Source organism: Mycobacterium aquaticum, assembly GCF_002086485.1.
Lineage (GTDB): Bacteria > Actinomycetota > Actinomycetes > Mycobacteriales > Mycobacteriaceae > Mycobacterium > Mycobacterium aquaticum.
The window spans coordinates 166327-188364 of record NZ_MVHF01000002.1 but is presented as its reverse complement, the minus strand read 5'-3'; the positions used below and the strand labels follow the sequence as shown (position 1 = coordinate 188364).

The following is a 22038-nucleotide window of genomic DNA, read 5'->3' as shown; positions in this document are numbered from 1 at the left end:
CTTTCGATGAGATCAGACGATCGACAAGAGATCGTCGAATGATGCGAGGTAGTGTTCGGCCGGTACACCGGGATGGCCCCACGCGACCTGTGCGTAGGTCACCCCGGCCGACGCGGCGGTCTGCTGGTCGATGTCGGTGTCACCGACATAGAGCACCCGCCGGTCGCCGGCACCGAGTGCGGTCACCGTGTCGATGAGGTGTCCCGGCTGGGGTTTCGGGGTCGGCGTCGTGTCGGATCCGACGACGGCCCCGATGACGGACGACAGTCCGACGGCATTCAGTACCGCCTCGGCGATCGCAGTGCGCTTGTTGGTACATACGCCGATCAGCACACCCCGTGCGTGCAGCGCGGGCAGCACTGCGCCTGCGGTGTCGAAGACCCGGGTATGGGTCGCGGGATGCGCGCGGTACCGGTCCGAATACGCGTTGAGTACAGACGCGACCAGATCCGAGCCAAAGGTCACCAATCCAGCTGCGGTCAAACACTTCTCGACGAGAATCGTCGGCCCGCCGCCCAGTGCCGCCGCGACTTGCTCGGCGGTGACCGCACCGATTCCGTGTGCGGACAGGGCGTGGTTCATCGCGTCGGCGATGTCTTCGCTGCTGTCGACCAGCGTGCCGTCGAGATCGAGGACGACTACCCCAAAACCATTGTTACTCATCGCCCCTCGCGATCTTGATGTCGTCGTACACGGCGGCCAGGTGACCGTAGAGGTTTCGGTATCCGGCGTAGATCCGGTCGTACCGATCGGCGGTGTGGCGGTCAGGCAGGAAGCGCGCAGAGACTTGCAGGTGCTTGTAGACCGCGTCGAACGAACTCCAGGTGCCCGCTCCGACACCCGCGACCAGTGCTGCACCGTAGGCACCCCCTTCGGAGCTACCGGTCATGGTGACCACCTCGATGCCGAAGACGTCGGCCATCGTCTGCAGCCAGAACGGATCCCGGGTGGCGCCGCCCGAGGCGATCACCCGCTCGCAGGGGATGTTCAAGTCGGCGAACGCATCGAGGATCTCCCGCATGTTCAGCAGCGCACCTTCGATGACGGCGCGGACCATGTGGCCGAGCCCGTGCATTCTCGTCAGTCCGAGCATCGCCGCGGTTGCGGCCGGCGCGTAGTGCGGCGAGCGTTCGCCGGCCAGATACGGCAGGAAGAGCAAGCCGTCGGCGCCGGCGGGGATGTCCTTGGCGAGGTCGATGATTGCCGGGAACCCGACGTCCGGCGAGCTCGGTAGTTCGTTGAGGACATCGGTGAACCACTGCAGTGCGCCCGCCGCCGACAGCGATACCCCCATGATGTGCCAGAGGCCGGGTGCGTTGTAACAGGAGACTTGGACGTTCCCGGAGTTCTCCGGGCATGTCTCCGCTACCGCGGCCACGACGCCCGCGGTTCCGACGGTGACGCCGATGTCGCCGGGTTTGACCACTCCCATCGATGCGGTCTGTACGACGGCATCGCCGCCACCGCCGTAAACCTGCACATCCTCACTGAGGCCCCAGTGCCGCGCGACCTCGGGCAGCAGGCCGCCCGTCGAGTCGGGTGACTCGACGACCGTGGGAAGCAGCGATTCTGGGATGCCGACAGCGTCGAGCATTGCCGGAGACCAGCGCCGGTTCGCTACGTCGAACAGCCCGGTGCCGGATGCATCGGACACCTCCGTGGCGAACTGTCCCGTCATGCGAAGACGCAGGAAGTCCTTGGGGTTGAGGATCTTTCGGGTTCGACGGAATTTGTCCGGCTCATGATCGTGCAGCCAGGCGATCTTGCCGGCGGTGTATCCGGTGATGAGCCGGTTGTCGATCTCGTTCAAAACCTGCGCTGGGCCGCCGATCGCCTCGGTGACCGCCTGGCATTCGGCTTCGCAACGTTGGTCGTTCCACAGGATCGCGCGACGCAGAATGTGATCGTCCGCATCCAACACGACCAGTCCGTGCATCTGGCCGCTCAGCCCGATCGCCACCACCTCATCACCGAGCTGAGGCAGGGCGGTCGTGATCTGACGCACACAAGCCGATGTCGCTGCCCACCAGTCTTCGGGATCCTGCTCCGACCAGCCGTGGCGGGGCGAGTGCAGCGGGTATCCGCGGGTCGCGGTCGACACGACCGCGCCCTCCTGGTCGACCGCGACCACCTTGCACGACGATGTGCCGATGTCGACGCCGAGGTGTAGCCGCCGAACAGCATTCATCATTCGGCTCCGTATCGGATCCGAATGTGCTTGTGCTGCAAGTATCCTTCCAGACCGGCTTTGCCGTGTTCCACCCCGAAGCCGCTGCCCTTGCGGCCGCCGTAGGGTGCGTTCATGATGCCGGCATCCACGTTGTTGACCGCGACATTGCCGAAGTCGAGCCGTCGGCCGAGGTCGTGCGCCTGTCGGAGATCCTGGGTGTAAACGTAGGCGGCCAGCCCGGATTCGGTGCCGTTGGCCCATGCGATGGCGTCGGCCAGGTCGTCGTACGCCATCACGCCGACCACCGGCCCGAAGGTCTCCTCGCACATGACGCGCATCTCGGGCGTGCACCCCGCGACGACGGTCGGCTCGAAGAAATAGCCGGGGGCGAGCTCGGGAATACGGTCTCCGCCGGTGGTGACGGTGGCACCGTGCGCCACGGCGTCTTTCACGTGCGCTTCGACCACGTCCACGCCGGCACGGGTTGCCATCGGTCCGACGTCCATCGCGGGGTCCATCCCGTTGCCGGCCCGAAGTGCCGCGACCGCCGAGGTGAGGCCGTCAACGAAATCCGAGTACACGGACCGGTGTACATAGATCCGGTTGATCGCAATGCAGATCTGGCCGGCGTTGCGGAACCCGCGCCGGGCCGCCCCGGTAACGGCTGCCTTGATGTCGGCGTGCTCGGTCACGATCATCGGGCAGGTGCCGCCGAGTTCCATCGTCAGCGGCATTGCCCGAGGAACGTTGCGGGCAATCGTGTTTCCGGTGGCGGTCGATCCGGTGAAGGCCAGCTTGTCGAGACCGGCGTGTGCGGCCAGTGCCGGGCCCGCCGCACCCGCCCCGAGGACGAGGTTGGCCACTCCGCCCGGCAGACCCGCATCGTCGATGCACTCGAACAGCAGGACCGGGGACAGCGATGCGTACTGGGAGGGCTTGACGACGATCGTGCAGCCGGCGGCCACGGCAGCGCACAGCTTCCAGCCGACGAGTTCCAGCGGATAGTTCCACGGCGTGATGGCGCCCACGACCCCGATCGGCTCCCGCACTGCGAGACTGTGGAATCCGTCGACGTCGTTGGGGATCACCTCCCCATGCACCCGGCTGGCTTCCTCGGCGTAGAAGTGGAACGCCTTCGCCAGCTTGTCGACTTCGCCGGTCGCCTCACCGATGGTCTTGCCCATCTCGGTCGTGATTGCCTGGGCGAGTTCGGATTCCCGCGCTTTCACCCGATCGCCGATCGCGTGCAGGTAGCGGGCCCGCACCGACGGGTTGACATGGCGCCACGTCGCGAACGCCGCACGTGCGGCGGCCACCGCGGCATCGACCTCGGCCGGTCCCGAGTCCGCGACCTCGGCGATGACCTGGTCGTTGGCGGGATTGCGCGCTTCGAACGTGCTCGTTGCCGGGGACCACTGCCCATCGATGTAGTTCCGGAGTTTCTTTGTCATGGTTTCGCTTTCGTTGTGAGGTCAGTTCACCGGGCAGCGCAATGGTTCACCGCGCCCGGCGCGCAGCGCTTCTTCGGCAGCCAGGCGCTGGAGGTCGCGCAGGGACTGTTCGCTATAGAACGCGGCGTGCGGGGTCAGGAGTGCGTTCGGATGGCTGCGCAGTGGGTGGTCGGTGGGTAGGACTTCGGGTACGAAGACGTCGAGTGCTGCGCCGGCGAGTTGGCCGCTGTTCAGTGCCTCGAGGACGGCGTCCTGGTCGACCAGGGCACCCCGGGAGGTGTTGACCAGGAACGACCCCTTGGGCATCTTGGCGAGGTTTTCGGTGGAGACGATGCCGGTGGTTTCTGGTGTCGCAGGGGCGTGCAGTGACAGGACGTTTGAACGCTCGAAGAGTTCGTCCAGGTCGACCAAGGTGACTCCGCGCTCGGCCGTCGATTCCGCGTTGGCGTACGGATCGTAGGCGAGGATCTTGAAACCGAAGGGCAGCAGCCGATTTGCCACGGCCATGCCGATCCTGCCGGTGCCGAGCAGGCCGACGGTGGTCTCCGCCATCGACCGGATCGGCGCGAGTGCGGTGGCCGAGGGCCAGTCGCCGGCGGCGATGGCACGGCTGAAAAGGTGTACTTTGCGGATCAACGCGAGGATTACGGTGACGGCGTGGTCGGCGACGGTGTCCGCGCCGTAGTCGGGCACATTGCATACCCGGATGCCTTGTGCCCGTGCGGCATTCAGATCGACATTGTCGTAGCCGATGCCGTAGCGAACCACCACGGCGCCGGGATTCATCTGCTGCAGTACCGATTCGGTCATCGGGGCAAAGTTGACCAGGGCGATGTCGGCGCCGCGCACGGCATTTGCGGCGGCAGCCTCGGTGGACACGTTGTACACATCGAACTCGGCGCCCAGTTCGGCCGCTGCGTCCCGCTCGAACTGCTCACCGGCGAAGGCGTGGTCGGTGATCACCATGCGCATCTCAGGCCCCGACCTTCCCGATGAGCCCGCGGGCAGCGAGATTGTTGATGAGCCCGCGCACCCCGAACGTCCACCGACCGGCCTTCTCGGAGTGGTTCACCCGGTTCACCAGCGTGCCGAGCTTGGGACTGGAGATTCGGACGATGTCGCCGAGATGGTGGGTGAAACCCATACCGACGCCACCGCGGTCGTGCGTGGGTGAGAACAAGGTGCCGGTGTACAAGACGATGCCATCGGGATACTGGTGGGCGTCGCCGACGGTGTATTCGGCGAGCGCCACGACGTCGCGCGAGATTTCCCGCATATAGCTGACGTCGTCCATCCGAAATCCGTCGTCCTCGCCGATCACCTCGAGCCGAACGTCGGCACCGCGGACGTCATCGAGAGTGAAGGACTCGTCAAGCAGCCGGATGAACGGGCCGAGCGAGGCCGAGGCATTGTTGTCCTTGGCTTTGGGCAGCAACAGCGCCGAGCGGCCCTCGACATCGCGCAGATTCACGTCGTTTCCGAGCATGGCGCCGACGATCCGGCCCGTCGAGGTCACCGCGATCGCGACTTCGGGTTCGGGGTTGTTCCACGACGAGACCTGCGCGACCCCGATCTCTGCGCCGCATCCGACCGCCGACAGGATGGGTGCCTTCGTGAAGACCTCCGGGTCGGGACCGAGTCCGACCTCAAGGTACTGCGACCACTGGCCGCTGGCTTGCAGGTCGGCCTTGAGCTGTGTGGCCGCGTCGCTGCCCGGCCGGATGGCCGACAGATCGGTCCCGATGATTTTTTCCAGTTCGCTGCGAAGCGTGTTGGCCTGCTCGGGATTTCCACCGGCACGCTCCTCAATGAGTCGTTCGAGCAGTGAGGTGGCGAACGTGACACCGGCGGCCTTGAGGACCGACAGATCGACCGGAGCGAGCAGCCGCGGCAAGGCGTCGGCTTCGTCGAGGCTGTTGGCGAGGATCTCATGGATCGGCCACGAGCGAACGCCGGTGGCGTTGCGCGCCGCGGCCACCGGGTCGGCCGACTCCAGTAGGTCCGACATGGTCGGGAAAGTGGCGGTGATGTCGATGACGGTGCCGCCGCGTAGGACGACCACGCACGGGCCGTTGTCGGCCAGTACGCGACCGACGAGCGTCGCGTCGTCAACGTCGTCGGGCAGGATGCGACTGGGGTTGTCGATCAGGGCGTTCATATCGTGGATTACTCGTTTCGTACTGTGTGGTGGTTGGTCAGCGGATGCTGTATCCGCCGTCGATGAGCAGTTCGCTGCCGCAGAAGTAACGCGCCTCGTCGCTGAGGAGGAAGGCAACGGCGGCCGCGATCTCGGATGGTTCGGCCATGCGGTTCTGTGGGGTGGCTGACAGCCACTGCGCGAATTGGTGTTTCTTGCGTTCCAGCAGCGGCGTGGCGACATAGCCCGGGGCGATCGCGTTCACCCGCACGCCGCGGTCGGCCCATTCGGAGGCCAGCGATTTGGTCAGTGCGGTGACACCGGCCTTGGAGGCGTTGTAGGCGCACTGTTTCTGCGGCACGTTGACGATGTGGTTGCCGCTCATCGAGGAGATGTTGACGATGCTGCCCGATCCCCGAGCCAGCATGCGGCGGCCGAACTCGCGGTTGGTGAGGAACAGGCCACGCAGGTTGACTCCCAGGGTGCGGTCCCATTGGTCCAGCGTCATGTCCTCGGCGGGGATGTCGTCCTCGACCACTCCGGCGGCGGCCACCAGCCCGTCGACCCGTCCAGATCGCTGGACGATTGTGTCGGCTCCCCGGGACACCTGCTCGGGATCGGTGACGTCGACCAACAGCGATTCTCCGGCGGGGGAATCGTTCCGGTCGAGGGCATAGACGGTGGCGCCCTCGTCGAGCAGGCGCCGACACACCGCCTCACCGATACCCCCTCCCGAACCGGTCACCGCCACGACAAACCCATTGAGTCCATTCATGGTTTTGCTCCTTGTCACGTCGCGGTCACTTCGCGCCCGCCGCGGCGAGCGGCCGGGATTCCGCAGGTGGGGTCGGCCGCAGCCGGGCGATGAGGGCTTTGACGGTGTCCCACCGTGCTGCGAGGATCGCGCCGATCAGAACCAGACCGTTGAAGACCGGCTGCACGAAGGTCTGCGCGCCGAGCATGAACAGGCCCGTGGTTCCGGTGGCCACCAGAATGACCGCGGTCAGCGTCCCCCACACGTTGTAATAGCCACGGCGGATCGAAGTTTCACCGAGGAAGCACGCCGCGATGGCGGGCAGCAGGAACTCGTTTCCACTGGTCGGTGCGGCGGAGCCGACCTGAGCGACCTGCAGGCAGCCACCGACCGCAGCGAGCACCGCACCACAGGTGAACGCGCCGACGGTGAGCTTGTCGACCTTGATACCGGTCAACCGGGCAGCATCCGGACTGCCGCCCGTCGCATAGAGCCGCCGCCCGATCGGCCGGTAATACAGGACGTACCAGAGCACGAACCCGACGATCACCGCGAAGATGAACGGCAGCGGGATCCCCAGCGGACGGCCCTGCCCGAGATCCTTGAAGGACTGCGGGATGTCGCTGTAGATGACCGCGCCCTTGGAGTACCACAGGATGGCGCCGAACAGGATGGACTGCGTACCGAGAGTGACGACGAGGGCGTTCAGTTTGAGGTAAGCGACCAGGACACCGTTGAACAGGCCCACCACCACGGCGACCACGAGGACCACCAGCACCGCCAGCGGCCAGAAGGTGATGGTGCCCTTCGACATCAGACCGGTGGCCAGCACACCGCCGAAGCCGGCCATCGCGGCCACCGACAGATCGAAATGCCCCACGATCAGCGGCAGCATCAGACCGAACGCGATGAACATGATCGAGGCGTTGGCCTGCAGGATCGACCCGAAGTTGCCGACGGTCGGGAAGGTGTCGGGCCGTAACGCGGAAAAGAACACGATGATGACAACGAGAGCGATCACGATCCCGTAGTCGGTGAAGATCTTCTTGACCGCCCCAGCGCGGCGCGAGGATTGGTTGGTCATGGCAGTTGCTCCGAACGGTCGTGGGCTGCAGGGGGTGGGGCGTCGCTGACCGCATAGCTGGCGGCAGCGATGCGATCGACGGTGATGTCATCGCCGGTGAGTTCGGTCGTGACGCGCCCCCGGCGCATCACCAGCACCCGGTCGGCGTACTGGGCCACCAGATCGATATCGGAATCCAGCAGCAACACCGCCAGACCCTGCTGCTCAACGCGTTCGATCACCGCGCGCAGAATCGTGCGCCGCGCCCCGATGTCGACACCATAGGTGGATTCGTCGAGGATGAGCAGCTTCAGTTCGAGCTCCAACCACTTGCCGAGCACCACCTTCTGCTGATTACCGCCCGACAGGTCGCCCAGGCGCCGGTCGGGGTCCGGGGGCCGCACGTCCAACGCGGCGATCGCGCGTTCAGTGACCTCCCGCTCGCTGGCCACGGATAACCGACCACCGGTCATGTGTTTGTCCAGGCTGGCCAGGCACAGGTTGTCGGCCAGGGTGAAGTCGGCGATCGCGGACTGGCGGCGTTCCTGCGGGACATAACCGATACCGCGGTCGATGCTGCCTGTCGGGGTGATCCCGGTGATCGGGGAACCCAGGTACTTCAGCTCACCCGCGGTGATCCGCTGGGCCCCGAACACCAACCGGCCCAACTCACTACGGCCGGACCCGACCAGACCCGTCACCGCCAGGATCTCCCCCGGGTGCACGTCCAGCGTGGCGTCGCGCACATGCGTTCCGCACACACCCCGCAGCGACAGCGTCGGCGCAGTAGCCCGATCCACTTCTCGATGTCGACGATGCTCGGCGACCTCCGCGGATGCGCTGGGCCCGGTGATGATCCGAGTCAGGTGATCGTCATTGGTGGCCTCGATCGAATCGTCGAAAACCAACTTTCCGTCACGCAGCACCGACACCCGGTCGGCCATGGCGAACACCTCGTCCAGGCGATGCGACACGTAAATGAGCGCGACGCCGCGGTCCCGCAGGCTCCGGCATCGGTCGAGCAGCTCGTCGACCTGGGCGTTGGGCAGCCGTGCGGTCGGCTCGTCCAGCACCAGCACACCCCGGCCCGGTTCCAGCCCGCGCAGGGCCCGGGCCATGGCCACCAGGGTCTGCTGCACCGGCCCCAGGTCGCCGACGAGGGTGCGCGGGTCGATGTCGTCAAGCCCGACGGCGGCGAGATCCTCTGCGGCAGTGGATCGCTGGCGACGCCAATCGATCGTTCCGGCCCGGGTTTCATAGCCCAGCGCCAGCGCCAGGTTGTCAGTGATCGACATGGAGTCGACGAGCCCGAGGATCTGATGCACGAAACGCACACCAGCCTCGTGGATCGCTGCCGGAACTGCGGGCAGAGCGATGGCCTCACCGCGCAAACGGATCGTCCCCGACGTCGGGGCGTGGTACCCCGCCAAAATCTTGATCAACGTCGACTTACCGGAGCCGTTCGCCCCCAGCAACGCATGAATGGACCCAGGGTGGAACTCCAGGTTCACGTGATCCAATACCCGGTTGGTACCGAAATCCTTTGTCAGACCCTCGATCTGAACAGCGGCTTGATTCATCAGCGTATCTCGTTTCTCGGTCCGGTTAACCAATGCCCCACAGCTGCTCAAACTTGGCGCGAAAATCGAAGTTCCCTTGCCAGCCCTTGGATTCCAGATCGGCCGACCGCGCGGGGGGAAGCTCAGAAAGGGAATCCCGGTCGAACAACGCGACCGGTATCGACTTGGTGAAATCAACGGGTGCTTGACCGTTCGTCATGCGGTTGACGTTGTCGATCGCCGCGAACGCCAACCACTCCCGCGGATCGGCGAAACAGACCTTCTGCACACCACCGGACCGGATGATGTCGAGGTTCTCCGGGTTGCAGTCAAACCCCGCGCCGGACATGGTTTTACCGAAGCCGGCCCGATTCAACCCGTTGGCCACCCGGAACAGGCAGGAATCAAAGCAGGTCACCCAGTTGAGGTTGGGATTGGCCAGACGCGTGGCCACCGCCTGAGCCGCCGGCCCGATCACCGGGTCCTCGAACGTCGCCAGACTCCAGTCCTTGGTCACGATGTCGCACCCCGGACAGTTCTGCGGGTTCGACAGATAGTCGTTGGTGCCCTTGAACTGCCCATTGATCACGATGTAGAGGTCCGTGTTGCGCATCTGCAACATGCCCAGATCCCCGTTGCTCTTCCACACCGCATACTGCGCCACCGCCACGCCCGCCCCAACCCAGTCGAACGACACATCGGGCACCGTGTCGGGAGTGTTCTTCAGCGAACCAAGGGTGACGACCTTGACTCCGGCGGCCAGCGCGCGCTTGAGGGCGGATTGAATGCGGGTGGTGTCGACGAAGATGAGGATCACGGCGTCGACCTTTTCGTCGACCGCGGTGTTCAAGGCATTGAGTTGGACCTCAGGTTTGCCCTGACCGTCAGAGATCTTGGGCTGCCAGCCCAGCTTTCGCGTCTCGGACTCGATGGCAGTCGCCGGCCGACTCGATCCCGTCGATGCCATCTGCTCCGGAATGATGGTGAGCCGCAGTCCCGGCCGTGGTTTGGGGCTGCTTTCCGGGCCGGTCCAGGTGTTGTCCTGCTTACCGGCACGCAACAGCTTCGACGCACCCTGCTCCGCCTTCGCCACCGCAGCCTGACGGGCCGCCGGATCGACAGCAGAGCGGTCACTGCGGGCCGGTGAACAAGCCGGGACGGCGAGCAGCACGGCGACGGTCGCGAGTATCGCCAACAGCGCCGTGTTTAGCTTCGGCATGGCCATCTCGGCTCCTTTCGAGTTGTCTGGCGAGATGTAATGACGGCAGATTTGGGTGGGTTGTCGGGCCGGTGCGGCATGCAGGGGCGCCGGTAGGTGGAAACCGCACAGCATTCATCGGGTGAATCTGCGCGCGATCATCCATCGGTTCGGTTGAACCGTGGATGCAGTTATGGACGCTGGGCTGGACTACTCCCGGGTCAGGAGCACGCGATTTCTGACAACGCGGCGCAGATGGTTCTCTGCTGCGAATCGCGCTCGGGCTGGATCACCCGAACGGATCGCCTGGGCAATCTCGAAATGCTCGTCGACGGTATGTCCGGCTTCTGAGGGATATCCGGTTCCCGCGGTGTAGGAGTCACTCAAGAAGTCGTTCACCGGTCGCATTACCAGAAGAAAGAACGGATTGCCACTGGCCTCCGCGATTTTCTCGTGAAAGTCGAGGTCCGCATCCAAGAACTCGGCACTGGACGGATCTGCGGCACGCAGGCGCTCATTGAGCGCGTCCAATTCCTCCAGTTGGGTGTCGGTGCGGCGCGCCGCAGCCAACGCCGCCATCTCCACCTCCAGAACGAGACGCAACTCCATCAACTGCTCGAACGACCCCTCGCTCAACCGAAGTAGGAGGCCGTATTGATCGGCGATCACGCGACCATCCACCTCGGCGACCGTCATACCGCGGCCAGGCTTGACAGTGACCAGTCCCCGTTGCACCAACAGGCGTGTCGCCTCCCGGATGACCGTGCGGCTCACATCGAATCGCTCGGTGAGCTCTGCTTCGGTCGGCAACTTCTCGCCTACGGCCATCCCGAGAATGTCGCGCTGCAGGGCTTCGGCAACCGTGTCCGACAACCGCTGCTTCGTGGATGCGCTCTCGGTCATGACTCAAATGTATGACAAAGATTTGGTGTGGTCAAGCTCACTGGTGCGGCAATCTGTGGCATACACCCTGGAGTGACACGGATTTGGCTGACCGCAGGCCGATCGAGGGTTCAGTCCACCACTCAAGGTTTAACTCACTTTGTATGATAAATCTGCGTCATTCAACACGCTGTGACGGTGCCATCGAGTTCGAATGCGTGCCATGGGGTGGTCGGTGTTTCGCGGTGGTCGGGATCGATGCCGATGAGTCGGCCGCCGTCGAGGTGGACGGTTTCGTGTTTGGCGGCGTGGTCGATGGTGACGAGGGCGTCGATGCCGGTGCGCGCCACGGGGGTGTCGGGTGCGCGCCAGGTGGTGATGCTGTTGTGGCCGTGGATCTGGCTGAACGGCAGTCGGCGGTCGGCCCATCCGGGTAGCAGTTCGGTGGCGGTTTCGGCCCACAGCGGTCCGGCGCTGGGGTCGCTGGTGCCGTGCAGGAAGATGCCGGCGCGGAACACCGGGTCGGCGCCGGTTCTGGCGAGGTTGTTGATCCGGCGGGCGGCCTCGGCGGCGGTGGGCGGGCCGCCGAGGATGGTGGTCCAGAACTCGGCGGTGATGCCGGCGTGGGTGATGAGGAAGGACTCGTCTGCGGTCTCGGCCGCGGCGGCGACGGTCGCGGCACCGCCCTGCCACCAGCGGTTGAGGATCCGGATGTGCTTGCGGCCCAAGGTGTCCGGCCAGCGGAAGACCGGCGGCCGCAGGTAGTGCGCTTCGTGGTTGCCGATGAGCTGGATCCACTGGGCGGGTTAGGTGCGCAGGTAGTGCTCGACGAGGTCGAGGACCTGAGCCGAGTCGGGGCCACGGTGGATCAGATCACCGACCTGGATGACGAGTAGGTCTTCGGGGAGTGAGCCGTCGGGGTGCGCGCCGAGGCGGGTGAGCTCGTCGCGCAGTGCCAGGGCGTGGCCACCGACGTCACCGATGACGGCGATCCGCATTGCGGTCAGGTGGTCTTGCGCCGGTCAGGCCGGGACAGCGGGGTGGCACGGCGGTCGACCCGGTCCATCCGGCGGGCGATGGTGTTGATCTCCCGGACGGCTTGGCCGATCATGCTGCGTTCGATCGGGGACAGGTCGTCGCGGTCGATCAGGTCGGTGGGTCGCTGCCCGTGCCGGAGCCGATTGAGGTGGTGGCGCAGTCGCATGCGCTGCAGGATCTCGAACACCTCGATCAGGCGGTCGGCCTGGGCGCTGGGCAGCAGGGCTGAGCCGGAGGCATCGCGGAGTCGTTTGACGGTCTGCAGTTCGGTGGAACCCACCCCGAGTGCGGCCCACCGGGCGATGCTCACCACGGGCAGCAGCCCGTGGGTTTTGACATTGAAGCTGTCGCCCTTGCCGGTGAACAGATCCCGCAGCGTGCGGTCCCGAACTTTCGCCCGGTGCGACAGCGATTCCGACAGCAACAGGTCCATAGTCGCCGGATGCTGGCGGAAATCGGCGAAAACCCGTGCCACCTCGGGCAGTCCGGGCTTGCCGTGAATGGGCCGGGCGTCGACCAGCAGGGACGCAATGACGGCCAGGCCCGTTCGCTGGACAGCCATGGCCGCGCGGGAGTTCTCCCCGGGTACGGTCAACCAGCGCGTCGCCGCGGCCCGCCACTCGCTGTTGGTCCGGGAGAAGGCTTTGTTCGACGCGTTGGCGCCGTTGACGTCGACCCTGAGCCCGGCGTCGGTGAGCAGAGCGTTGACGTCGGCGAACGCGTGGCGGAACCGCACCATCGTCTCCGGGGGCACGTCGTCGTCGAAGGCGATGGCGGCGTCGACATCGGAGAAGGGCACCGCTTCGCGCCGGCCCTGGCTACCGAGGGACAGCCAGGTGAAGCGGTCCAGCGGAAGGTCGGGATGGTCGGCGAAGACCAGGCTGATCGATCGACGGATGATCGCGTCGATGATCGCGGAGTACACCCGGATGGCTCGATCGGCGGCCAGACCCCGGTCGAGGATGTCACCGAGAACCGATGGCGCCCGTCGCGCCCGGTCGATCAGCTCGGCGCGGCTGCGGGTGCGGTGGATCTGTTCGAGCATCCCGACCCCGGCCGTGGTCGGTGCCAGCGCGAAATCCCGTGCCCCGACCACGCCGCGCAGGGTGCCGGACCGATCGACGACGGGCAGATAGTCGGCTCGGGTGTCCAGCAGGGTGATCAGCGCCTCGACGGACGATCCGGAGAGTTCGACCGTGCTGGCCGGGTGGGTCATCACCACGCGGGCGGGGGTGTCCGCGGGCAGTCCTTCGCCGACAACGCGGCGGCCCAGCACCGCGTCGGTGACGATCCCGTAGGTGCCGTCACCGGCATCGACGACCGCGCAGTGCACGTCACGGTCGATGAGGTGGCGGGCGATGACGGTGACGGGGGTGTCCGGGTCGATGACCAGCGGGGCGCTCGCGATCAGGTCTTCGACCGTACTGAACACCGGGGTCGAGGTGGACAGCCGACGGGTACGGGAGATGTAGTCGGCCAGGAACCGGGCCCCGCTGCGGGAGTAGAACGCCGGCTCGACCAGGTGGCCCGGCAACACCGCGATGCTGGCGGCCGCGGTGGCGATGACCCGGGGGCCGACCGGCCGCTCGGTGAGCATCGCGGAGAATCCGAACACGTCGCCGGCCACGAACCGGTCGTCACCGGCCTTGGTCACCCGATCCGGGTCGTGCCACAGATCGACCTCGCCGGTGAGTACCACGTAGATCTCGGTGGGCGGTGCCGTGAACGCGTCGACCACCAGGTCGCCGGCGGCGAACTGGCGGATCGCCGCCGCCGCCGTGATCTCCGTCAGCTGCGCGGGATCCAGCGCGTCGAACGGCCGCACTCCGGCGAGAAATCGGCACAGCTCCTCCGCCTGCGCAGCTGCGCTGTCCTGATCGCCCGTCGTCATGGCTGGGCCGGCTCAGCGGCGGATGCCGACATAGATCTGCCCGGTCGCCACGTCTTCTTCCAGCGCCTCCAGGGAGCGACCGCGGGTTTCGGGCACCTGGGTCCACACGAACACCAACGCCACCACGCCGATCCCGGCGAACAGGAAGAACGATCCGGTGATGCCGATGCCTGAGACCAGGGTCGGGAAGAACAGGGCGAGGAATCCGTTCGTGGTCCAGCCGAAGAAGGCCGAGATCCCAAACCCGAGTCCGCGCATGTGCAGCGGGAAGACCTCCGCCAGCCACACCCACACGGCGATGTTGAGGAAGGTCTGCATCGACAATACGAACGCGACAACCAGGACGAGGATCACGAACGGCCGTGCCGGGTTCCCCGCCGGCAGCAGCATCGACGCAACACCGACGAGGCAATGGCAGATGGTGGTGAGTGAGAGTCCCAGGATGAAGGTCTTGCGCCGATCCAATCGGTCCATGTTGCGCAATGCGATGATGCCGCCGAGCACGGCCACCACCCCGAAGGCGATGTTGGCGAGCATGGCCTGCTGCTCGGACATCCCCGATTCCTCCAGCACCCGGGTGCCGTAATACATGATCGAGTTGATGCCGGTGAGCTGTTGGGCCATGGCGACCCCGATGCCGACGAGGATGATGCGGCGCAGCCACCTGTTGGTCAGGATTGCCTTCCAGCCGATGAGGTGCTCGGCCTTCTCCTCCTCGGTAATGATCTCCATCTGATCGAGTTCGGCGAGCGCCCGATCCTCGGAGCGCACCGTTTTCAGGACCGCCAGCGCGTCATCGTCCCTGCCCTTCTCGACCAGCCAGCGCGGTGACTCGGGCATGCGCAGCATGCCGACGAACAGCGCCACGGCGGGCAACGCGCAGACGCCGAACATGATCCGCCAGACGCCGTCAATGTGGCCCCAGACGGTGCCGATGATCGCGTTGCACACGAACGCGGCGAGCTGGCCGGTGACGATGGCCAATTCGTTGCGCCCGGTGATCGACCCGCGGATCTCGTAGGGCGCCAGTTCCGCAAGGAAGACCGGGACCACGGTTGACGCGCCGCCGACCGCGAGGCCGAGCACGATGCGCCCGGTCACCAGGACCCCGTAGCCCACCGGCGAGAACGTGCCGACTTCGGGGCCGGCCGGCGAGAACACCACGAGCAGGACACCGAAGAAGAACAGCAGCGCGAGGATCAGGATGGTCTTGCGACGGCCGATGGCATCGGACAACCTGCCCCCAATGAGGGCGCCGAGGGCGGCCGCGAACACCAGCGAGCTGATGACGACGCCCAACTGCAGCAGGGAAAGCCCCAGCTCCTTGGCCATCGGCCCCTCGGCGCCGTTGGCCACACCGGTGTCGTAGCCGAACAGCAGCCCACCCAGACAGGCCACGATCGAAATGAGGCCGATCCGCCTTCGGTGCGGGCCGTCGGTCAGCGGTGGCAGCTTGGCTTCGGCCGCCGAGGCTAGATGTGCAGTCATGTCAGTCATGCGTGGACTCCCTTGTTTCTTGTTCTCCGGCGGCGACCGCCGATGCCACTACGGCGCATCCAGGGATGGCGATCTCCATCACAGAAAGTACGCACGGATTCTATTTGTAAAGTCATTCGGACAAACTCTCTCCCGAGAGTCGTGGCCGGTGAAGATGCGGCGCTCGGTCAGCCTGCGTGGACAGCGGCCGGTTGGGTGGCGATGGTGTCGGGTGCCAACACGATGTCGAAGCGAGCGCGGGACCAGGACTGCTCACCTAGCTGCCGTCCATCGGGGGTAGGAGTATGTGGCGGCTGCTCGGCGAAGTCGGTGATCAGTGAGTCCTTGACCCCGAAAACGGTGTCGTGACTGAGCAGTTCGTCACCCCGGACGAAAATGTGGGTCACCAGGGTTCGTTGGCCTGGCGCCGACACCATGAAGTGCAGATGCGAAGCGCGCATCGGGGAGCGTCCCGTGGCGGCGAGCATCCGGCCGACGGGTCCATCGTGCGGAATCGGGTAAGGGGTCGGGGTGAGGCCCCAGAAGCGATAACGCCCGTCGTCGTCGCTGAAGAGGTGCGCTCGGGCAGCCACGCGGTTGTCGGTGTACTGGACGTCGTAGAAGCCGTCCTCATCGGCTTCCCACACCTCGATTCGGGCGTGCGGGATCGGCCGACCTTCGACGTCGGCAACGGTTCCTTCTACCCAGCATGGCTGCCCGGCGGCCCCTCCCGCGATGTCGCCACCATTGTCGATACGCGGCGAGTTCTCGGTGAAGAACGGGCCGAATACGGTGGCTTCAGTGGCGTCGCCGTGGGCTACGTTGTTGACGTTGATCGTCTGCATCGATGCGCCCAGGACGTCGGAGAGCAGGATGAATTCCTGGCGTCTGTCATCGGTGATATGTCCGACCTCGGTGAGGAACTCGATCGCGCTGTTCCATTCGGCCTCGGTGAGCCGTACGTCGCGGATGAAGGCGTGCAGATGGCGAACAAGTGCCTTCATCAAGAAGGTCAACCGCTCGTCCTGACAGCCGTCGAAGGAGTTCATGACGGTCTGGGTCAGGCGTTCCTCGATGGCGTTCTGGACGTCCGACACCTCGGTCACGCCGACTGAGGTACCGTTTTCGGCGCTGGAAAGTCGTTGGTTCATGGCAGTTCTCGCTTTCAGGCGGACGGCGATCCGTCGGCGACGGGCCATTGGCCGGCCCATGCCGCCGCCAGCAGGTTATGGACAGAGTCATAGGTAATCGGCCGAGGATTGCCGTAAGAACGGCTGGTGACCTCCTCGGCGATGCGCCCGATATCGGATTCCCGCATTCCTAGTTCCGCCAATGACTGAGGCGCGTGGAGTTCTCGCGACAGCTGCCATAACCGGTCGGCCGGGTCCGCGGAAACGCCGAGTGCGCGCGACAGTGCTGCGGCCGCGTCGGGTGCGTAGGGTTCGTTGAAGGCCAACGCGTAGGGAAGAACGACGGTGTGGGTCTCGGAGTGGGGAAGATTGAGGCTGCCGCCGAGCGCATGGCACAGCTTGTGATGCAGCGACATGGTTGTCGCTCCGAGGGCGGCTCCGCACAGCCATGCTCCGTACAGCGCCTGGCTGCGACCGCTGGCCTCGGCGTTGTCAGTGACGATTACCGGTAAGGCCGCGGCCAGTGCGCGTACCCCTTCTTCTGCCATCAACGAGATGATCGGTGTGGCGTCGGGCGCATAAAGAGCCTCCACCGCGTGGGCCATGGCATTGATCCCGCTGGTGACCGACATGCCGACGGGCAGACTCAGGGTCAAGTCCGGATCGTAGATAACGCTGCGGGGCAACACTTTCGGATCCCGACCGGTTTCCTTTCGACCGTCGGTGGTCAATCCCCACACCGGTGTCATCTCCGAACCGGCATACGTGGTGGGCACCGCCACGATCGGAAGATCGTGTTTGAGTGCGATGGCCTTGCCCAGTCCGATCGCCGACCCGCCGCCGACGGCGACGCAACCGTCGGCGCCGAGTGAAACCACCTCTGCCTGTGCATGTTCGGCGACCTGCGCAGGAACGTGCATGACGGCATCGGCACGCAGGCCCACACAGCGCTCGCCCAGGGCTGAGACGACAAGCTCGCCGGTGTCCTCCTGCCCCGGCGAACACAGCACCAACACCCGTCGAAGCCCGATTTCGTCCAGCTCCCCGGGCAATGAGGCCAGAGCGCCGGCGCCGAATCGCACCCGCATCGGTAGCGCTTCGTAGCAGAAGTCATAGGTCATTGAGTCGATCTCCTCAGCAGTGTCCAACCAGCAGGCCACAGTCGTAAGGCGCGCTCCGATATCGGCTCCACGCCGAACATGAGTGCGGTTCCGCCGGATCTTCGACGATCCAAGCTCCGCCCCGGGGAAATTTACTACCACCTGACGGACAATGTGTTCGTACGGTACGATTAAAGCCGACGATGGTGATCCATGCAACTGTCAGGCGTGATATTGACCGACATCTCATGCGAGCCGGGCGGCATCAGCCGGTGTGTCCGCAAACCAGTCGCCGACGGGGTATGGGTGTCGGGGCCGGACACGGAGCGGTCGGCCGCTGCAAATGACCTAGAGGGACGATGAGGCAGTGAACACGATTCAGTTGTTGGGCAAGGCTGGTCAGATCGTCGATGAGCTTGCCCGGTTGGGGCCACTGAGTGCGGCCGAGTTGGCCAAGGCCGTGTCCGAGCCGCGTCCCTCGGTCTATCGGATCGTTGCCGCGCTCGAGCAGATCGGCGTGGCCCGGCCGGCTGGTGATGGCCGGGTCGAGTTGGGGACCGCGCTGCTGAGGTGGGGCGACGCGGCGATTGAGTCGTACGTCAACCGTCAAGGCTTGCGCAAGCAGATGCGCTGGGTGCGCGAACAGTTGGGGATGCACGTCTACTTCTGCGTCCCGCATCGGAACGGGGCGCTGTGCCTGGACCACGTGGACGGTACCGCGGTCGACATGCTCGGCCTCTGCCCGGGCCGGATGTTGCCCTGCCATGCGGGCGCGGCATCGACGGCCTTGATGGCGTTCGCCTCCTCCGAGGCGCAGCACGAGTTGCTCGCCGCAGCTCCTTTCGAGCCGATCGCCTCGAACACTCCCACCACGGCCGAGGCGCTCCGCATCAAGTTCGACCAGACCGTCGCGCGGGGGTGGAGTGTGGATGACAGCGAAGTTGTCGAAGGCGTTGCCGCGGTTGCTGTTCCGGTGCGCCGAGCGGACGGCGGCACCATGGGGGCGATTTCGGTGGCAGGCCTGCGGGCCAGCGTTCTGCAGCAGGAAACCGCCGCCGGCCAGGTATTGCAGGTGGCCGCCGAGCGCATCGCCGACGCGATGGACGCCGCAAAGGCGGCCACCGGACTGATGGACGGCGTGCAAGCCCCGGGGCACAACGATTCCGAACCGGAAGCAACGCGTGCGCCGTCGCTTGTGGTCAAAGCCGGCGCGCTCATGGAGGCGCTGGCACAGGAACGTATCGCGACTTCGGCCCGGCTGACCGAGTTGATCAACGAGCCCGCCAGCTCGGTCTATCGAATGCTCGCCACACTGGCCGATATCGGCTGGGTGGAGCAGATGGGTCACCGCGGCGCCTACCGGATCGGCGGCAAACTCCTCTCGCTGAGCAACGAACTCATCCGCCGCCTCGACATTCGCCGCGCCTCCCTCCCCGTGCTCAAACGCATCCACGACGCCACCGGGGAAACCACCTTCCTCTGCGTCCGCCACGGCACCCGCGCGGTATGCATCGAACGCATCGACGGAGTGCGTGTCAACAGCCGAGTTCTTCGGCTGGGCCGCTCGCTGCCGCTACATGTCGGCGCAGCACCCCGGGCACTGCTGGCTTTCGAGGACCGGGAAGGGTGGGAGGAGTACGCCTCCATCGCATCACAGACCGGAGATGTCGGCCACGACATCTCACGTTCGGCGCTGTTTGCCGACCTGGAGGAGATCCGAGATGCAGGCTTCGTCATCAGCGACAACACGGTCACACCCGGCATCGCCGCTGTCGGTGCGCCGATCTTCGACCACTTCGGTGAGGTGGCGGCATCCCTCTCGGTCAGCGGCCTTCGCGAAGGGATTCTGGCCACCGGCACGGTTGACGCCCCGTCGGTCACCGATCTGGTCCGCGACGGCGCCCGCGAACTCTCGAGCTACCTCGGTTTCGTTCCGACACCCGCAGGAATTCGGTGATGCAGCGCACTTGACCGGCGAAGCCGTCACATGCAACACTTGGACATCCTGTCCACTAGATGGCAGTGAAAGTCGGAGTTCCGATCGATCACCGGCGTGTGTCAGCACACGATCGGAGCACCCGGCGACTATCCCGAAAACCAACACCCCGGACTCTTCCGTTGCGAGACTTCGCAACCCAGAAACGACAGGAGACGATGATGTCTGATGCGATCGTCGTAGGCCTTCTCGGAATCACCCATCCGCACGCATCGGCGCGGGTACGGGCTCTCCGAGAGATTGACGACGTCGAAGTGGTCGCGGCCGCCGATGACGACTCTCGCCTGAAGTACTTCACGGATAAGTACGACCTCGAACCGCGCACCATCGACGAAATTCTCGGCGACGACCGGATCAACGCGATCATGGTCCACTCCAAGAGCCGCGACATGGTGCCCCACACCGTACGAGCGCTCGCTGCCGGCAAGTCGGTGGTCGTGGAAAAGCCGGGCGGGGGCACTGTGGCTGATCTGGTCCAGTTACGCGATGCCGAGGCCGCCCATAGCGATCTCGTCGTGCAGGTCGGCTACAACGTTCGTCTCGCCGAATCCGTCTCCCGCGCAAAGGAGTTGATCAAGTCCGGGCTGATCGGTGAGGTGGTGACCGTCTCCGCCCGCGGGGCGGCAATGGTCGGCGAACACCTCACCCAGCACCTCAACCAGCCTGCAGACATGGGCGGTGTGCTGTGGATTCTCGGCTGCCACATGCTCGATTCCCTGGTGCACGTATTCGGCGCCCCCGACTCAGTCAACGCCCGAGTCCACAAATCCGCCCGGCTCTCTGACGAGAACAGCCGCGAGGATTCTGCCGCTGCGCTGCTGAACTATCCCGACATGTCGATCACTTTCAGCTTCGACGGGCACGATCACCTCGAGTGGTTCGAAAGTTCGCGGATCACTGTGTACGGCACCACCGGCATGATCGAGGTCGGGATCCTGCCCCAGCGGCTACGGGTGTACGTCGACGCCGATCGTGGGGGATACCCGGCCGGGTGGACCGAATGGACCCAGACATACTTCACCCCGCCGTTCGCCCGGACCGAGCAGAATCGCTTCTCCGAACTGCCCGAACTGGAGAACATCAGCAACTTCCACACCGAGATGCGCGGCTGGGTTGACAGCATCCGTACCGGGGCACCGATCGTGTCACCGGTGTCCGACGCGCTGACAGTGGCACGGATCGTGGACGCCTGCTACCGCTCCGAGTCACACCGCGGCACCGAGATCGAAGTCGACAAAGCATGATGAAAGAAGCCAGAGACACCATGACTCCACTACTGATCGCCACCTGCTGGACCAGCGCGGGTGATGCTGCTCCGCTCCGTGAAGACGAGAGTAGTCCCATCCCGTTGGCTGAGCGAATCACCGCGATCGCTCAAACCGGCTGGAACGGTATCGGATTGGTCCATGCTGATCTCATCCACGCTCGCGAGACCATCGGATACGAAGAGCTGTCGAAGATTATCCATGCGGCCGGCATCGACATCGTCGAGGTCGAGTTCCTCAATGATTGGTGGACCGCCGGTGAGGAGCGAGCCGCATCCGATCGGTTGCGCGCCGAACTGTTCGAAGCGGCTACCGCGCTCGGCGCACGTCACATCAAGGTCGGCGCCGGCCTGACCGAGAACCCGTTGCCGCTGGCAACCATCGCCAGCGCTTTCCGCGATCTCGCCGACGAAGCGGCCGACGCCGGGATACGTCTCGCGCTGGAGGCCACGCCATTCTCCCACCTGCGGACCACTCCGGAGGCCGTCGAGGTCGTCACCAGCTCTGACAGCCCGGCAGCCGGATTGATGATCGACATTTGGCACACCTACAAGACCGGCCTCTCGCACGAGGATCTGTGGAAGGTCGTACCCATCGAGCGGGTCTTCGCTGTCGAGGTGGACGACGGATTCGACCGGACGAACACCACCGTCCTCGACGTCGTCGATGACACCATCAAACACCGAACCTACTGTGGACGCGGCGATTTCGACACCGCCAGCTTCATCCGACGCACCATCGACGCCGGATATCAAGGACCGTGGGGTGTCGAGATCATCTCCGACGAGCACCGCCGCACACCGGTCGTCGAAGGATTGCGTACCGCGCACGCTACCACGCTGGAGTGCTTCGAACGCGCCGCCCAACTAGTCTAATCCGTCTTGTCCCTCCGCTAAAACCATTGTCGCGCAATGTGTCCGACAACGAT

General features: G+C 65.2%; 19 protein-coding genes. 3 read left to right on the top strand and 16 right to left on the bottom strand.

Translation table 11 applies throughout. From position 1 onward, the window contains the following. Positions 1–12: 12 nt before the first annotated feature. The 16 genes from BST13_RS02700 to BST13_RS02625 form a co-directional block, all read right to left on the bottom strand. Positions 13–663, bottom strand: a complete 651-nt coding sequence (locus tag BST13_RS02700) for an HAD family hydrolase (protein ID WP_083160354.1) — start codon at positions 661–663, stop codon at positions 13–15. Beyond that, a complete protein-coding gene (gene xylB / locus BST13_RS02695; RefSeq protein WP_083160352.1) occupies positions 656–2188 on the bottom strand; it encodes a xylulokinase in 1533 nt (510 codons plus the stop codon). Before xylB ends, BST13_RS02700 begins: the two co-directional genes overlap by 8 nt. After that, positions 2188–3621, bottom strand: a complete 1434-nt coding sequence (locus tag BST13_RS02690) for an aldehyde dehydrogenase family protein (RefSeq protein ID WP_083160350.1) — start codon at positions 3619–3621, stop codon at positions 2188–2190. Before BST13_RS02690 ends, xylB begins: the two co-directional genes overlap by 1 nt. 21 nt (positions 3622–3642) lie before the next feature. After that, on the bottom strand, positions 3643–4587 hold the full coding sequence (locus tag BST13_RS02685; RefSeq protein WP_245839282.1) for a C-terminal binding protein: 945 nt from the start codon (positions 4585–4587) through the stop codon (positions 3643–3645). Between the two features lie 7 nt (positions 4588–4594). Then, positions 4595–5779, bottom strand: a complete 1185-nt coding sequence (locus BST13_RS02680) for a fumarylacetoacetate hydrolase family protein (protein ID WP_083160346.1) — start codon at positions 5777–5779, stop codon at positions 4595–4597. Positions 5780–5816: 37 nt separating this feature from the next. Next, positions 5817–6533: an SDR family NAD(P)-dependent oxidoreductase gene (locus tag BST13_RS02675; protein WP_083160344.1), complete on the bottom strand. Its 717-nt coding sequence runs from the start codon at positions 6531–6533 to the stop codon at positions 5817–5819. 25 nt (positions 6534–6558) lie between these two features. Beyond that, entirely contained in the window at positions 6559–7596 is a 1038-nt protein-coding gene (locus tag BST13_RS02670) for an ABC transporter permease (RefSeq protein WP_083160342.1), read from the bottom strand. Continuing rightward, positions 7593–9155 carry a sugar ABC transporter ATP-binding protein gene (locus BST13_RS02665; RefSeq protein ID WP_083160340.1) on the bottom strand — a complete coding sequence of 521 codons (1563 nt, stop codon included), beginning with the start codon at positions 9153–9155 and terminating at the stop codon, positions 7593–7595. Before BST13_RS02665 ends, BST13_RS02670 begins: the two co-directional genes overlap by 4 nt. Before the next feature lie 25 nt (positions 9156–9180). After that, a complete protein-coding gene (locus BST13_RS02660) occupies positions 9181–10353 on the bottom strand; it encodes a sugar ABC transporter substrate-binding protein (protein ID WP_245839280.1) in 1173 nt (390 codons plus the stop codon). Between the two features lie 189 nt (positions 10354–10542). Further along, positions 10543–11235, bottom strand: coding sequence for a FadR/GntR family transcriptional regulator (locus BST13_RS02655; protein ID WP_083160336.1), 693 nt, complete (start codon positions 11233–11235; stop codon positions 10543–10545). A gap of 161 nt (positions 11236–11396) precedes the next feature. Next, entirely contained in the window at positions 11397–11942 is a 546-nt protein-coding gene (locus tag BST13_RS02650) for a hypothetical protein (RefSeq protein ID WP_083160334.1), read from the bottom strand. Positions 11943–12020: 78 nt separating this feature from the next. Next, the gene (locus tag BST13_RS02645; protein ID WP_083160332.1) at positions 12021–12212 is read right to left on the bottom strand and encodes a metallophosphoesterase; all 192 of its coding nucleotides are present in this window, start codon (positions 12210–12212) and stop codon (positions 12021–12023) included. A 5-nt stretch (positions 12213–12217) separates the two neighbouring features. Further along, positions 12218–14143 carry a putative nucleotidyltransferase substrate binding domain-containing protein gene (locus BST13_RS02640; RefSeq protein ID WP_083160330.1) on the bottom strand — a complete coding sequence of 642 codons (1926 nt, stop codon included), beginning with the start codon at positions 14141–14143 and terminating at the stop codon, positions 12218–12220. Between the two features lie 12 nt (positions 14144–14155). Further along, positions 14156–15640, bottom strand: coding sequence for a sugar porter family MFS transporter (locus tag BST13_RS02635; RefSeq protein WP_083160329.1), 1485 nt, complete (start codon positions 15638–15640; stop codon positions 14156–14158). Positions 15641–15807: 167 nt separating this feature from the next. Next, positions 15808–16770: a dioxygenase family protein gene (locus BST13_RS02630; RefSeq protein WP_083160328.1), complete on the bottom strand. Its 963-nt coding sequence runs from the start codon at positions 16768–16770 to the stop codon at positions 15808–15810. A 14-nt stretch (positions 16771–16784) separates the two neighbouring features. Then, complete coding sequence (locus BST13_RS02625) at positions 16785–17870, bottom strand: maleylacetate reductase (protein WP_083160327.1); 1086 nt, start codon at positions 17868–17870, stop codon at positions 16785–16787. Between the two features lie 346 nt (positions 17871–18216). On the opposite strand from BST13_RS02625, the gene BST13_RS02620 reads away from it, so the two are divergent. The 3 genes from BST13_RS02620 (at position 18217) to BST13_RS02610 (ending at position 21985) form a co-directional block, all read left to right on the top strand. Continuing rightward, entirely contained in the window at positions 18217–19806 is a 1590-nt protein-coding gene (locus tag BST13_RS02620) for an IclR family transcriptional regulator (RefSeq protein WP_083160326.1), read from the top strand. 200 nt (positions 19807–20006) lie between these two features. Further along, positions 20007–21089: a Gfo/Idh/MocA family protein gene (locus BST13_RS02615; protein WP_095533391.1), complete on the top strand. Its 1083-nt coding sequence runs from the start codon at positions 20007–20009 to the stop codon at positions 21087–21089. 20 nt (positions 21090–21109) lie between these two features. Further along, entirely contained in the window at positions 21110–21985 is an 876-nt protein-coding gene (locus BST13_RS02610) for a sugar phosphate isomerase/epimerase family protein (RefSeq protein ID WP_083160752.1), read from the top strand. Positions 21986–22038: the final 53 nt, after the last annotated feature.

Coding starts and splice junctions, on each gene's coding strand:
- BST13_RS02665 (WP_083160340.1), bottom strand. CDS start 9,155: ATGAATCAAGCCGCTGTTCAGATCGAGGGTCTGACAAAGGATTTCGGT.
- BST13_RS02635 (WP_083160329.1), bottom strand. CDS start 15,640: ATGACTGACATGACTGCACATCTAGCCTCGGCGGCCGAAGCCAAGCTG.
- BST13_RS02670 (WP_083160342.1), bottom strand. CDS start 7,596: ATGACCAACCAATCCTCGCGCCGCGCTGGGGCGGTCAAGAAGATCTTC.
- BST13_RS02645 (WP_083160332.1), bottom strand. CDS start 12,212: ATGCGGATCGCCGTCATCGGTGACGTCGGTGGCCACGCCCTGGCACTG.
- BST13_RS02690 (WP_083160350.1), bottom strand. CDS start 3,621: ATGACAAAGAAACTCCGGAACTACATCGATGGGCAGTGGTCCCCGGCA.
- BST13_RS02675 (WP_083160344.1), bottom strand. CDS start 6,533: ATGAATGGACTCAATGGGTTTGTCGTGGCGGTGACCGGTTCGGGAGGG.
- xylB (WP_083160352.1), bottom strand. CDS start 2,188: ATGAATGCTGTTCGGCGGCTACACCTCGGCGTCGACATCGGCACATCG.
- BST13_RS02680 (WP_083160346.1), bottom strand. CDS start 5,779: ATGAACGCCCTGATCGACAACCCCAGTCGCATCCTGCCCGACGACGTT.
- BST13_RS02660 (WP_245839280.1), bottom strand. CDS start 10,353: ATGCCGAAGCTAAACACGGCGCTGTTGGCGATACTCGCGACCGTCGCC.
- BST13_RS02630 (WP_083160328.1), bottom strand. CDS start 16,770: ATGAACCAACGACTTTCCAGCGCCGAAAACGGTACCTCAGTCGGCGTG.
- BST13_RS02655 (WP_083160336.1), bottom strand. CDS start 11,235: ATGACCGAGAGCGCATCCACGAAGCAGCGGTTGTCGGACACGGTTGCC.
- BST13_RS02625 (WP_083160327.1), bottom strand. CDS start 17,870: ATGACCTATGACTTCTGCTACGAAGCGCTACCGATGCGGGTGCGATTC.
- BST13_RS02685 (WP_245839282.1), bottom strand. CDS start 4,587: ATGGTGATCACCGACCACGCCTTCGCCGGTGAGCAGTTCGAGCGGGAC.
- BST13_RS02700 (WP_083160354.1), bottom strand. CDS start 663: ATGAGTAACAATGGTTTTGGGGTAGTCGTCCTCGATCTCGACGGCACG.
- BST13_RS02610 (WP_083160752.1), top strand. CDS start 21,110: ATGACTCCACTACTGATCGCCACCTGCTGGACCAGCGCGGGTGATGCT.
- BST13_RS02615 (WP_095533391.1), top strand. CDS start 20,007: ATGTCTGATGCGATCGTCGTAGGCCTTCTCGGAATCACCCATCCGCAC.
- BST13_RS02640 (WP_083160330.1), bottom strand. CDS start 14,143: ATGACGACGGGCGATCAGGACAGCGCAGCTGCGCAGGCGGAGGAGCTG.